A 13,034-nucleotide genomic window follows, 5' to 3' on the forward strand; every position below is an offset into this window, starting at 1 on the left:
AAACCATGCAAACCCAAGGATCCTCCGCCCGCGCCCTGCCCCACTCCGATCACGGCACGCCGCTGCGCGCCACGGTGATCTGGGTCGTGCTGATCGCGGCGACCATCGTGACCTGGAGCGTCGGCGAGAGCGGCGCGACCGGCCCCGCGATCGTCGGCCTGCTGTTTTCGATCGCGTTCGGCAAGGGCGCCCTGATCATCCTCGACTACATGGCGCTTCGCCGCGCCCCGCTGATGTGGCCGATGCTCGCGCTCGGGTGGATGACGCTCGTCTGCGCCCTGATCGGCATTGCCTACTGGAAAGGACTCGCCGCATGATGCTCGACACGCCCCACCTCGACGTTCCCTTCTACCAGCCCGCAGGCGACGAAATCGACGTCTTCGAGCATGCGTGGAAGAACCGCCTGCCGCTGCTCATCAAGGGCCCGACAGGATGCGGCAAGACGCGCTTCGTCGCGCACATGGCGGCGCGCCTCGGTCTGCCGCTGTATACCGTGGCCTGCCACGACGACCTGACCGCCGCAGATCTCGTCGGCCGCCACCTGATCGGCGACGGCCAGACGGTGTGGTGCGATGGCCCCTTGACCCGTGCGGTGCGCGAGGGCGGCATCTGCTACCTCGACGAGGTCGTCGAGGCGCGCAAGGACACCACGGTCGTGCTGCACCCGCTCGCCGACGACCGCCGCATCCTGCCGATCGACCGTACCGGCGAGCTGCTCGCCGCACCGCCGTCCTTCATGCTGGTGGTGTCGTACAACCCCGGCTACCAGAACCTGCTGAAGGGCATGAAGCCGTCGACGCGGCAGCGCTTCGTGAGCCTGCGCTTCGACTTCCCCGCCACCGAGCGCGAGGAGGCGATCCTGATCGGCGAGTCGCGCTGCGCACCGGATCTGGCGAAGCGCCTGGTGTCGATCGCGCATGCGCTGCGCACGCTGAAGGACCAGGATCTCGAGGAAGCCGCGAGCACGCGCCTGTTGGTGTACGCGGCGCTGCTGGTACGCGACGGCATGGACCCGGTGACGGCGTGCCGCGCAGCGATCGTCGAGAGCCTGACGGACGACCCCGAAATCGCCGATGCGCTGATGGAGGTGGTGTCGGCCACCTTCGGGCGCTGACACCGTCCCCGGGTCAATCGGCCTATATCCATGTCCGCCCAGGAACCCGATCTCCTCAAGGAGCCGATGCCCGGCCCCCGCCTTGCGATCCTCGCCGAGGCGCTTTTCCTTGCGAACCTGCTGATCGCGCCCGGGCTGGCCTTCCTCGCGTTGCTGGTACTGTGGCGCCGTCACCGCGACAGCGCGCCGCTGGTCGTGCGCAACCATCTGCGCCAGACCGTGGTCGCGAGCATTTACGGCGGCGCGATGCTGGTCGGGGTCAGCATCGGGATCTTCCTGCTCGGGGGATTGGACGATCCATGGTCGTGGGTACTCGGGATCCTCTACTTCGTTTCCTTTCACGCCACGCTGGTGATCTTCGGCGTCGTCGGACTGAATCACGCGATTCTCGGCCGCAGCTGGCAGTACCCCTTCATCGGCCCGGATCTCTACGAGTAAGTCCATGAACGCCCCGTTCCCGTCTCCGCTGTCCGCGAATCCCGACCTCGAGGCGAAACCCGCCCGGCGCGTGATTCCCATCGCGACCGCGAAGCCGATGGGCCACAACCGTACGCAAAAGAAGCGTATCGCCTTCCAGCTTGCCTTCTTCACGCTGTTCATCCTCGCGCCGGTGTTCGACATCCTCCGCTACGACCTCGACGCGGGCCACGCATGGCTGCTCGGCATGGAATGGCGGCTGGGGATGGACGATTTCGTCGCCGGACGCATCGGCGCGCTCGAAGCGGGCGCGAACGTGATGTTGCGGCTGTTCGTCCCCATCCTCGTCGGCGCGGCGGCCTTCCTGTGGGTGTCTTGGAAGTGGGGGCGCCTGTACTGCGGCTGGCTGTGCCCGCACTTCTCGGTCGTCGAAACGATCAACAAGCTGATGCAGAAGGCCTCGGGCAAGCCCAGCGTGTGGATCCGGGAACCGCTGCCGCCGTGGAAGGCGGACGGCACGCCGTGGCGCGCGGACGCGCGCTGGTGGCTGATCGTCGTGCCGGCAGCGGCGTTCTTCGCCTTCCTGTGGGCAGTGGTGTTTCTCACCTATCTGCTGCCGCCCGCGGAGGTGTACGGCAATCTCGTCGGCGGCACGCTCACGCGCAACCAGACGATCTTCCTCACCGCGGCGACGTGCGCGCTGTCGGTTGAATTCCTTTTCGCGCGCCATCTCTTCTGCCGCTACGCCTGCGCCGTCGGCCTGTTCCAGAGCCTGGCGTGGATGAGCAACCGCAACGCGATGGTCGTCGGCTTCCAGCGCAAGCGCGCCGCCGACTGCGCGAACTGCCTGCCGGACCGCCAGTCGGCGTGCGACGCCGTGTGCCCGATGCGGCTCACGCCGCGCAACATCAAGCGACTGATGTTCACCTGCACGCAATGCGCGCAGTGCGTCGAGGCCTGCGAACAGAGCCAGCGCGCCAACCCGCAGGGTCCGCTGCTGCAGTGGGTGAGCAACGAGGCCGCACGCCAGAACGAGGCCGGATTCCGCTCCGGCAAGGAACGCTAGCCAGGAAATGACATGGAAGAAGCCGTAGGCAAGATCTGGCACCGTCTGATCACCCGCGCCGCGGTCGGCAACCACCCCGACGCGGTCGTGCGGCTCAAGGACATCGAACGCACGGCGGGCGTGTTCTTCCGTGCGCTGGGAGGCGATCCGGGGCTGCGCGTGGCTGCGGCGACGAACGATGAGCACGGTGCGCGGCGCGGCCTGCTCGCCCGCATCGCCGGCGCCGGCGACCGGGCCGCACGCGCGCGCATGGATCCGTCGACGCTGCGGCTGCCGCCGGAGATCGACGCCTTCCCCGAGAAGTCGCTGAACCGCGATCTCTACCTGTGGCTCGCGGCGCTCGCCGCCGCGCATGAGGGCCTCGAGGCTGAAGGCGAAGACGAAGCCGACCGGGACTTCCGCCGCAACCAGTTTGCGACCTGCGCCGCACTGCATGCCTGGCCGGGACTTGAGCCGCGCTATCGGCGGCTCGTCGAAGCCTATCTGCCCAAGCGCCCGAGCCCCGACAAGCTTCCGCCGCAGGAGGCCGAGCGCGAACGCGCGATCCGCCGCGCGCTCGAAGCGCCGGGAACGGTGTTCGCGCTGCCGGCGGTGCCGCAGGGCACGCCGCCCGCGCACCCCGTGCTGCTGTGGCTCACCGGCTCGCTCGCCCCGGCCGGCGGAGCGGCCCGCCGCGGCAGCGCCGATCCGGAGCAGACCGCCGACGGCGGCCCGCCCGCCTTCGAGGAGTCCGAGCGGCGCGCGCATCGCGCCGAGCAGGTCGACATGCCGAAGGAGAAGAACGGCCTGCTGCTGATGTTCCGCGCCGAAAGCCTGCTCGCGATCGCGGAGTTCCTGCGCATCAATCGTCCGGCCGACGACGACCCCGACCCGAACGCCGCCGATGCGGCGCGCGACCTGGATCAACTTTCGCTCACGCAGGACAAGGAGCGCGTCGCCTCCAAGGTGCGCTTCGACCTCGACCTGCCCTCCGCTGCCGAGGACGACGTCGTGCTCGGCGACGGCCTGCCGCTGCCGGAATGGGACTACCGCAAGGGCGTGCTGCTCGAGGGCCACGTGCGCCTCGTCGAACTCGCCGCGCGCGACGCCCAGCCCTGCCCCCTGCCCGAGCATCTGCGCCGCACGGCGAAGCGCCTGCACCAGCAGTTCGCGGCGCTGCAGCCCGGCCGGCGCTGGATCAAGGCGCAGGTGGACGGCTCCGAACTCGACGTCGACGCCATCGTGCGCGCGCAGACCGACCGCGCCGTCGGTCGCCACCCCTCGGACCAGCTCTGGCTGTCGCTGGAGAAGCGCGAACGCGACCTCGCCTGCATGGTGCTCGCCGACCTCTCGCTGTCCACGGACAGCTGGGTGTCGAGCGAGGCGCGCGTCATCGACGTGATCCGCGACGCGCTGCTGCTGTTCGGCGAGGCGTTGGGCGCGACGGGGGACCGCTTCGCGATCGCCGGCTTCTCGTCGGTGAAGCGCAGCCAGGTGCGCTTCCATCGCCTGAAGGACTTCGGCGACCGCTTCGACGACCGCATCCGCGGCCGCATCACCGCGATCAAGCCGGGCTACTACACGCGCCTGGGCGCTGCAATCCGCCGCGCGAGCGCCCTCCTCGCCGACGAGCCGGCCGCGCGCCGCATCCTCCTGATCCTCTCGGACGGCAAGCCCAACGACCTCGATCTCTACGAAGGCCGCTACGGCATCGAGGACACACGCGTCGCGATCGCCGAGGCACGCAAGCAGGGCCTCGTGCCGTTCTGCGTGACGATCGACCGCGAGGGCGCCGGCTACCTGCCCCATCTCTTCGGCCCGGCCGGTTTCGCGGTGATCCGCAAACCGGAGGAACTTCCCGCGCGCCTGCCGATGTTCTATGCGCAACTGACTCGGTGATGCGATGCCCGTGACCGCAACCGTACGCGAAGCGCACGCTGCCGCAAGGCCCGACACGGAACACCTGTGCCGCCTGCTGGCGCACGTTCCGCTCCTCGAAGGATTCGAACCGCCCGAACTGGCCCGTTTCGCCCGCGGCGTGCGCGAACAGAATGTCGAGCGCGGCGCCGTGCTGTTCCACCGCGGCGACCCCTGCCACGGCTTCCACCTCGTGCTGTGCGGCCAGATCAAGCTCGCCTTCACCTCCGCCGAAGGCCAGGAGAAGGTCATCGAAATCATGCGCCCGGGCCAGAGTTTCGGCGAGGCGGTGATGTTCATGGAAAAGCCCTACTTCGTGATGGCGCAGGCCCTCACTGACAGCCGGCTGCTGCACATCGCCAAAAGCGTGGTGTTCGAGGAGATGGACCGCGACCCCACGTTCTGCCGCCGCATCATCGCCGGCCTGTCGCAGCGCCTGCACCACCTCATCGCCGACGTCGAGACCTACTCGCTGCTCTCGGGCCGCGAGCGCATCGTCGGCTACCTGCTGCGCGAGGAAGAAAGCAGCGGCGAACCGGGGCTATGCGGACGGGTGTCGATCCGCCTGCCCACGAGCAAGGGCACGATCGCCTCGCGGCTCAACCTCACGCAGGAACACTTCTCGCGAATCCTGCACGAACTGGCCGAGGCCGGCCTGATCGTCGTCGAGGGGCGCACGATCCATATCCCGGACATCGAACGTCTGCGCACGACCGGCGCCCGCTACTGACACGCATCGGCCGCAACGCGGCATCCCGTTGGATCCGTGTCGAAAGTACTGGCGGCGCCTCGGGCCGTAATTGATAATTGATTCCCGTTCCCGCGCGAACCAACATCATGAGCGTCACCGACAGCTGGCAGGAATTCGCCGCATCGGCCGCAAGGCAGGCCAGCAACCTGCATGTCGCGTCGGTCAGCGACAAGGTGCACGAACTGCACCAGCGCATCCACGCGCGCTATCCGACCATCGCGCGTATCGCCGTGGCGCTGTACGACCCCGAAATGCGCCGACTCAAGACCTTCGTCGCCAGCAATGATCCGGGGATCTCCCCGCTGCACGGCTACGAGTGCCCGATCGACAGCGTTCCCTCGCTTCTGGCGATCGCCGACAGCGGACAGGCACGCGTCCTGAACGACCTCAGCAGGCTGCCGGTCAGCGAGTCCACGCACTCGCGCTGGCTGCATCATGAGGGCTTCCTGTCCAGCCTCACACTGCCGATCCGCCGCAGCGACCAGCTGCTCGGCTTCCTGTTCTTCGATGCGCGGGAACGCGACGTGTTCACCGATCCCGTTGTCGCCGACCTGCTGCTCTACGGCCATCTCATCGGCATGATCGTGACGCAGGAACTCGCCACCGTGCAGATGCTCGTGGGCGGATTGCGGCTGGCGAGCCAGTTCGCCCACGTGCGCGACCTCGAAACCGGCGCCCACCTCGACCGCATGGCGCGCTATGCCCGCCTCATCGCGCGCGAGATCGGTCTTTCGCACGGCAAGACGGACGACTACGCGGAGAACATCTTCCTGTTTTCCGCCCTGCACGACATCGGCAAGGTCGGCGTGCCCGACCGCATCCTGTTGAAGCCCGGCAAGCTCGACGACGCCGAACGCGAGGAGATGCGCCAGCACGTCATCGTCGGCCTGCAGATGGCCGAGCGCCTGATCAACGACTTCGGCCTCGCGTCCCTGTCGAACATCGACATGCTGCGCAACATCGTCATCGCGCACCACGAGCGCATGGACGGCAGCGGCTATCCGCACGGCCTCGCCGGCGACGCCATCCCGCTGGAAGCCCGCATCGTCGCCACCGCCGACGTCTTCGACGCGCTGGCCTGCGCGCGCAGCTACAAGCCCGCCTGGACGCTCGACAACGCCTTCCAGGAAATCGAGCGCATGTCGGGCACCCAGCTTTATGCCCCTGCAGTACAGGCCCTGCTCGACTGCCGCGCGGAAGTCGAAGCCATCTATCAGCGCTTTCAGGACGCCATCGTTAAGCTATAATCCGGCCCGCGCCGGCATAGCTCAGTTGGTAGAGCAACCGCCTTGTAAGCGGTAGGTCATCTGTTCGAGTCAGATTGTCGGCACCAATAGAATCAAGTATTTAGCCCGGTCAGAATGATCGGGCTTTTTGCTTTCCTGGCTCCGTGTAGCCACGGTGTAGCCGAGAACTGCTGATCACGTGGCCGGATGTGGACCACCCTTCTCCACCACTGCCCTAAAGCCGGCCGAGTCATGGAGCTATGTCGTGTCGAGTGACGCTAGAGGCAATCTGCGCAGTTCTCTCGAGAACTGGGCGAACATTACTGTAAGGAACTCAGAGGAGCAGCTACGAATTCGGATGATTCGGGCGTTCCTTGCAAGCTCTGAGCCAACCGATCGCTATGCAACTTGGGCTACCGTTGGGGTTGCCGGTGCCATTGTTGCTGTAATTTCCAATCTTAAGGACAGCCAAGAGCTGATTGGCACGCCCGGCTTACGCTCGGTGTTGCTTTTCTTGATTGGGGCCTTAGCCTTCGGGTTACTGCAGCGTGCCGCCGCGGCTTATGTCGTCCTAGGCCTTTCTGTTCAGTCCGAGGCCGAGGCGAGTGCGAGGGAGGTCGTTGCCAAGCACGCTGAGACAGAGGCGAAGATTCAAGCAATGGCTGAAGATGCCGGCCTTGAAGTAAATACATCACTCGACATTACCCGCCCGCTAGGTGCGTATTCCGATGTCATTCCCCTGCCATTCCGCTGGATCGTGCAGCGCGCGCAGAAAAAAGCCACCGCCGATCCCTCGTACCTTCAACGAAAGTTAGTCTGCGCGGTCTTTCGCCAGTCGCTCTACCTAATCTTTGAGATCCTATTTGCAATTGCCGCTGTGGTTGTGGTGGTCGTGAATCTCTAGATTCAGTGCGTTGACTTTCGACTATCTCGAAGTACCCAGAGCCGTCCACAAAAGGTTGCGCCCCGCGTCCGTGGGATGCCGGACCGGGGCGCGTGCCCTGCGCGCGGGACGTCGCCAGGGGGCGGCCGGTTTGCTCCTGTGCGGATGCCGGCCTCCGCATCCCGGTATCGCCTCGCGGCGCCCGCCGGGCCGGGGGAGTAACCTTACAGCGCGCCTTTCACGAGCAAAGCCGGCCGGTACACGGTCAGCATCGCGCGTAGCTCGGCCAGGATCGCGATCATATTCTTGGTGAAGAAGTCGCTGTGGCTCTCGGAGATCCGCACGAGCGCATCTTCTCGGACCCAATAATCACACGCCTGAGCGAAGTCCCCTGTGAGGAACGTCCCGGCCGTAATGGCGTTTGAGACCACGATCGGGACGAGCTTTTCATTCCACTCGAGGTAGCGGCCCTGGGAGTCCTTGAGCAGCGCGAGGTCCTCGGCGTCGGCCGGGTTCAGAAGGATGCCGGTCGGGTTGCCGTCGGCGAGCTGCACCTGGGTTACGCTACGGCGTAAGACATCCACGCCATTATCTCCGCTCGTGGTGCGGTTGTAGGCCGTGGCCTGATTCACAAGCCCGTCCATGCTGCCGCCGCTCCCGTCGCCGAGCATAATTTGGTCCTCCTCCTCGATCGAGAGCCCGTAGAGCAGTTGGCCGTCGATGAAGGCGCGCAGCATGCCGGCATCGGCCAGCACTTGACGCGAGGCGGGGATCCAGTGGGCAACAGTCACGGCGTCCGCTTTGCCGAGCGTAAAGGATAGGCTCGACTCGTTCTTGGCGACGTTCTCACGGTTCGGCGAGCTGTACTGCGGGCCGGCGTTGTTCGTCAGGCTCGCTTTGGGGAATTCCATCGAGCCGGCGTCGGTGAAGCGCACGTTGAGCAGGTCGCGTAGTGTGCGGCGGCGCTGAGCGGCGCCGATGATCTCGGTTCGTCCGGACTGCACGAGCGCGTCTTGCGAAACGACGGCCGCTTTCATCCCGATATGCAGGGACTTCGCGTCCAGGCGCACGCGTAGCTCCGGGACTTCGCGGCTCGCGACCATGGCGAAGCCCGGCGCCGAGAGCACCGCGTCGGAAACCGCCTTGTGGCTGCCGCCGAGGGGGCCGCTGTATCCGCTACCGCCGCGATGCGCGAGCGCCTGCTCGACGTCGAGGAGGCGCGATTTCAGTTCAGCCGTGGTGTCGTCAAGCTGGCGGCCCGTCCGGTCACTCAGGTCCTTCAAACCTTTCTTCAGCGATTCTTGCAAGGCCTCGAGGTCTTTCACTTCCATCGTGCCGAGGGCCATTGCCAGGACGCCAGCGGCGGCCGGGTCCGCGCCGAGGGCCATTATTACCAGGGCGCCCACCGCGGCAAGCGCGCCATAGATTAGTTTCGTTTTCATTTGTCAGTTACTCCAATTGCATTTTTTGGGTGTGCCTCGTGGGGAGGCGTTTGGCTCTTACCCCGCTGCACACGTCCCGTGTGTCGGCGGGCACTCCCACTACGTCCCGTAGTGCCTAGAGGGAGCCATGTCCGCGACCGTACGGCATGCATTTTATATTGTCAAATCAAAGCCTTATTGACGGTTGCGTCAATAACGTCAATGACGAAGAGATCCCGTAGCGCGGCCGGCGGGGTCAATGGTGGCGACGATATGCTCGGCGCCCTCGTGCTCGCGCAGCCACAATTCCAGGCGCGGGGCGCGGGGGTCGATGCGCGTGACCAGGAAGGGCCGGGCGCCTGCGGTGATAGCGGCGTCAAGGGTCCGGCGGTGTTCGGGCGGGAGTTCGGCCGCAACGGCCGCGGCGATCAGGGCGGCGGCCTCCTGCGCAACGCGGGCGATGCTGGCGAGCTCTTTGGCTTGGGTGGTCATGGTGCTTTTCTCCTCTTGCGGGTTGTGGAGGTGGCGTTCTCGGCGAGCAGGTCGGCGCGGATCCGGCGCAATGTGCCGCGCTCGCCGAGGCGCTTGGTTGCGGTAACGATCGCCTCGTCGTGGGCTTGCTCGATTCGGCATAAGCGCGCCTCGGCGATCTGGCGGGGAATCCACAAGAGGCACGCGGCGCGCGGGTCCTCGAGCAAGTCTGCATAGGCGCCGAGGGCGTCCAGGTAGGCATCCTCGAGGACCGGCACGCGATCCGCGGCGAGCTCTGGCAGTGCGGCGGTCATCGCGCAACTACCTCCGGCGCCCATCCCTCGACGGGAATCCTGGCGCGCTCGCCCCGTTGCAGAAGTCCGAGCCGGTCCAGGTAGGCGGCCTCCGACTCGTATTCGCCGGCGCCGTGGGTGCCCCGTGGGCCGGGCCACTGTGGAAGGCGCTCGTCCGTCCTGCGGCGGGCCTCCGGAGCCTCCACACGCCACCAGGCGCGCGGTCGGGTGCCGGGATGACGCCTCGCCCATATCGGCAGCAGGATCGCCCCGTATGCCGCCCACAGTGCGCGCAGGCGGCTCCCGTGCTGGATGAGCATCCACAGTGCCTCGGCATCATCGGCGGGAGGCTCCTCGAGCAGCAGCCGGGCGACGCGCTCGGGGACAGTCCCGTAATTGCTGCGGTCTCTGCGTCGCGTGGTCATTACCGCCCCCTCGGCGGACGGCCGATCTTGGGCGGCGGGGCGTCGTCGACCTTGAACTGGAGCTGCTTCATTGCCGCGAGGAACAGAGTTCTGCTTCGGTGCTCGACGTCGACGGCGGGGTTTACCTTGGGGACGCCATAGCGGTCGAGCACCGTGATTCCCTGAGCGGTGACGATCGCGGCGGCTTCGGCGGCTCGGTCGTAGGCGCGCAGTCCTTCGTGGAGGGTCGCCAGCCGTGCGGCGTCGTCAATCACATAATCGTCGTGGAGCTTCGCCCACAATTTGCGCGCGGCCGGCGACAGATCGGCCGGGGCTCGCGGGGGTTTCGGTGCAATCGTCATGGTCGGGCCTCAAAGTGCTTTGAAAATCGTTTGTTCATGAAAATTTGATTTGGGCGTCGGTTGCCAGGTCGGTCGTGCCGTGGCTTTTTACCTCGCCCCTACCCCGTAGTCATACCGTCATCGCCGGGTATTTCGGATAGACGCTTCCCACCGGCGTAACGCGTGCGGGCCGTGCGGGCGCGGCAGAGTCTTCGGGCACCAGGCCAACGTAGTAACCGGCGGGGTGCGCTCGGCTATCTGCGCAGTGGGCGACATAGTGCGAGATTCCGGTCATGCGCCCGTGCCAATGGGGTCGCCTGCACGCGGGGCAGTAGAACGTCATCAACTCGCCACTGAGCGTCGGCCGGGCGAGGTAAGTCGGCGGCTGCCCGGACTGACGGGAGGCGAGGTAATTTGCGAGGTTGAGTTCGCTGATAAATGCGTCGGTAATCACGGTAATTTCTCCAGTTGCGCTAATTTATGAATGCCGCACCGGGACACCACGCCCCGGCCGGACACCCGGACACCCCCTATAGGGGTGTGTCCGTGTCTGTCCGGTCTACGGGGGGCCGTGGCCGGACAAATGTCCGGTTTTGTCCGTGTCTGTCCGGCTGTCCGGGTGGGCGATATTTGCGATAAACGCGACCCGGTAATTTCCGTTTTCGTTAATTACGAGCCCACGGTCGATAATTTCGTCCCGTGCTCGAATAAAGGCTTTGCGCTTGGCGTCCGTGGAATCGGCCGATGAAATGCCAAGTTGATAGGCGCGTTGCCGCCATTGATCCTCGGTAGCGGTCATGCACGTCGAGCCGGCGAGCTGCTCGGGAGTCTTGGCGGCCTCCCGTAGCGCCTGCATGGCGATGCGCTGGGCGCGCGTGAGCTTCGCCGAGGGGCGGGGCAGCATTGGACGGTCGTCCGACTCGACGATGCAGGACGTGACCGGGTCGCCGTCCGCGTCGGTTCCGAGATTCACTGTCACGAGCCGGAAGGGGTGCGCGGTGCCGTCCTGCCCGTCCTTGGACTTGGCGACGCGCCACGTGCGCTGATCGCCTTCGCGTGTAACCTCAATGACCACGTCGAGCGCGGCGAACAGGCTGGAGTGCCCGCGCATCCCCTTGGACACGTCCTTGCCGGGATGGTGGATCAACATCACGAGCCCGCCGACTTCGGCCTGCAGCGCGCGCACGGCGGCCAGGATTCGCCCCATCGCCTCGGCGCTGTTCTCGTCGGCGCCCGGCGCGGCAGCGTTCAAAGTGTCGATGAACACGACGCCGCCGGCCCGACCGGCGTTGCGGATGGCGCTTGCAAGGTCGGGCCAGTCGCGCACGTCAAGCAGCGAGAAAGGCGCGTCGACGATCGCCGGGGCCGTTGCGCCGGTCCCGTTGCGCGCATGGTTGGCGCGCACCCGCTTCGGCATCCCCGCGGCGCCCTCTTGCACGACGTAAGTTACCGGGGTGGGGGCCGCGACCTTGTGTCCGAACCAATCGTCGCCGCGCTCCAGGGCCTCGCTGAGATCGTAGCCGAGGAAGGTTTTGCCGCTTCCGCTTGGACCAAACAATGCCCCGAGCCCGACAGCGGGCAGGATGCCTTTGACGCACCACGGCAGCGCCGGCCGCATGGCATACTGATCCGCTGGGATTAGCTGATAGCGGTCTGTGGTCTGCGGGGCCACGTTGCCGGTGAACGGGTTCGCCCGGCGCCGGGGATTCGCCCACCCGCGCGCCTCGGCGGCGGTGAAGATCGCGCGGTAGTCGGTACGCTCGCCGCTGAATGTGCCCCATTGCTCGAGACCGTCCCCGCCGGGGAAGCGCGTCGACGTCGCGGACCACTCCTCCCAGAGTTCGCACCCAATGTCGCCGAGACAGCAAAGCGCCTGACCCGTCTTGACCCACGATGCGCGGTCGTCCGGGTCCAGATACCGGAGCGCATCGCGAAGGTCCGCGATCGTTGCGGCCTGCTGCTCGGGCGCCTTGTTTTCCCAGTCGAGCGGGGTCGCGGGCCGCGCACGGGGAGTGCTCTGCGGCATCATCGGAGGAAGTTCCGCCAGCGCGATGTCGACCGGCGCCCCGGTCGTGGGGATGATGCGAGGAGCGGGGCCGCCAGCCACGGGACCGAAGTAATACGCCTGCGAAAGCGTAAAGGACTCGGGCGCCGAGATGCCCCCGAGGATCGTATTAAGTTTCCCGACGTAGGTCGCGCGCTCTTCGGGGCGGCGCGGGCGCGACAGACGGAAGAGCGCGCGCCAGCGGGGATACCCCGGCGTACTGCTCGCAGTGCTGTAAATTAACGCCTCAACACCGCAGACGGAAAGGAGCTGCGCGACCGCTTCGGGCTGCACTTGGCCGCCGTCATAGTCGACCTCGATGCCCGTCACCTCGATGACGTTGGCGTCATGGCGCAAGCTACCTCTGGCGGTTCGCTGCGTTCCGAAGCGGGCGAGTTTCAGGAGGGGGAGCTCGCTCTTGGATTGCCGCGGGGGACTCTGGGAGATCATTTGCGCGAGCGCGGCCAAGTCTGAAACCTCGCACTCGACGGGATCGGCGGTGATCGTTGGGAACAGGCTCACCACCAAGGGGGACCGATTGACCTGCGGCGGGGGCGGCACTACACTTTGCACAGTCTGTATGCCCGTACAGCTATTTTCCGCGCCCTCTTGCCCCGCCAGGCCGAGGGCGCTTTCATTTGCGGGGCTCATCGCTCACCCCCTTCGCCGCGCCAGGTGAGCGGGTGATATAGCGAGCGGCCCTTGCG

General features: G+C 66.4%; 14 protein-coding genes and 1 tRNA gene. 9 read left to right on the forward strand and 6 right to left on the reverse strand.

The window, feature by feature from the left end; all coding sequences use genetic code 11:
* Positions 1–5: 5 nt before the first annotated feature.
* The 9 genes from BW991_RS04185 (at position 6) to BW991_RS04225 (ending at position 7,374) form a co-directional block, all read left to right on the forward strand.
* Positions 6–317, forward strand: a complete 312-nt coding sequence (locus BW991_RS04185) for a cytochrome C oxidase subunit IV family protein (RefSeq protein ID WP_076600824.1) — start codon at positions 6–8, stop codon at positions 315–317.
* On the forward strand, positions 314–1,114 hold the full coding sequence (locus tag BW991_RS04190; protein ID WP_076600825.1) for a CbbQ/NirQ/NorQ/GpvN family protein: 801 nt from the start codon (positions 314–316) through the stop codon (positions 1,112–1,114). Before BW991_RS04185 ends, BW991_RS04190 begins: the two co-directional genes overlap by 4 nt.
* A gap of 30 nt (positions 1,115–1,144) precedes the next feature.
* Complete coding sequence (locus BW991_RS04195; RefSeq protein ID WP_076600826.1) at positions 1,145–1,552, forward strand: magnetosome magnetite crystal formation protein family; 408 nt, start codon at positions 1,145–1,147, stop codon at positions 1,550–1,552.
* Between the two features lie 4 nt (positions 1,553–1,556).
* Complete coding sequence (locus tag BW991_RS04200; protein ID WP_076600827.1) at positions 1,557–2,597, forward strand: 4Fe-4S binding protein; 1,041 nt, start codon at positions 1,557–1,559, stop codon at positions 2,595–2,597.
* Between the two features lie 12 nt (positions 2,598–2,609).
* A complete protein-coding gene (locus BW991_RS04205; protein ID WP_076600828.1) occupies positions 2,610–4,475 on the forward strand; it encodes a nitric oxide reductase activation protein NorD in 1,866 nt (621 codons plus the stop codon).
* 10 nt (positions 4,476–4,485) lie between these two features.
* Positions 4,486–5,223 carry a Crp/Fnr family transcriptional regulator gene (locus BW991_RS04210; RefSeq protein WP_425290204.1) on the forward strand — a complete coding sequence of 246 codons (738 nt, stop codon included), beginning with the start codon at positions 4,486–4,488 and terminating at the stop codon, positions 5,221–5,223.
* A gap of 107 nt (positions 5,224–5,330) precedes the next feature.
* The gene (locus tag BW991_RS04215; RefSeq protein ID WP_076600830.1) at positions 5,331–6,491 is read left to right on the forward strand and encodes an HD-GYP domain-containing protein; all 1,161 of its coding nucleotides are present in this window, start codon (positions 5,331–5,333) and stop codon (positions 6,489–6,491) included.
* Between the two features lie 10 nt (positions 6,492–6,501).
* Positions 6,502–6,577: transfer RNA gene (locus tag BW991_RS04220), tRNA-Thr, on the forward strand.
* 251 nt (positions 6,578–6,828) lie between these two features.
* Positions 6,829–7,374, forward strand: a complete 546-nt coding sequence (locus tag BW991_RS04225) for a hypothetical protein (RefSeq protein WP_076600831.1) — start codon at positions 6,829–6,831, stop codon at positions 7,372–7,374.
* Between the two features lie 203 nt (positions 7,375–7,577).
* Here BW991_RS04225 and BW991_RS04230 read toward each other — a convergent pair whose 3' ends face one another.
* The 6 genes from BW991_RS04230 to BW991_RS04255 form a co-directional block, all read right to left on the reverse strand.
* The gene (locus BW991_RS04230) at positions 7,578–8,795 is read right to left on the reverse strand and encodes a phage major capsid protein (protein ID WP_076600832.1); all 1,218 of its coding nucleotides are present in this window, start codon (positions 8,793–8,795) and stop codon (positions 7,578–7,580) included.
* Positions 8,796–8,993: 198 nt separating this feature from the next.
* Positions 8,994–9,266 carry a hypothetical protein gene (locus tag BW991_RS04235; RefSeq protein ID WP_076600833.1) on the reverse strand — a complete coding sequence of 91 codons (273 nt, stop codon included), beginning with the start codon at positions 9,264–9,266 and terminating at the stop codon, positions 8,994–8,996.
* Entirely contained in the window at positions 9,263–9,559 is a 297-nt protein-coding gene (locus BW991_RS04240; protein WP_076600834.1) for a hypothetical protein, read from the reverse strand. The genes BW991_RS04235 and BW991_RS04240 overlap by 4 nt, the downstream gene beginning before the upstream one ends.
* 403 nt (positions 9,560–9,962) lie before the next feature.
* Positions 9,963–10,304, reverse strand: a complete 342-nt coding sequence (locus BW991_RS04250) for a hypothetical protein (protein ID WP_076600836.1) — start codon at positions 10,302–10,304, stop codon at positions 9,963–9,965.
* Positions 10,305–10,413: 109 nt separating this feature from the next.
* On the reverse strand, positions 10,414–10,737 hold the full coding sequence (locus tag BW991_RS23625; protein WP_139335894.1) for a hypothetical protein: 324 nt from the start codon (positions 10,735–10,737) through the stop codon (positions 10,414–10,416).
* A 105-nt stretch (positions 10,738–10,842) separates the two neighbouring features.
* On the reverse strand, positions 10,843–12,978 hold the full coding sequence (locus BW991_RS04255; RefSeq protein ID WP_076600837.1) for an AAA family ATPase: 2,136 nt from the start codon (positions 12,976–12,978) through the stop codon (positions 10,843–10,845).
* Positions 12,979–13,034 lie beyond the last annotated feature (56 nt).

This window comes from Aromatoleum tolulyticum (assembly GCF_900156155.1).
Taxonomy (GTDB): domain Bacteria; phylum Pseudomonadota; class Gammaproteobacteria; order Burkholderiales; family Rhodocyclaceae; genus Aromatoleum; species Aromatoleum tolulyticum.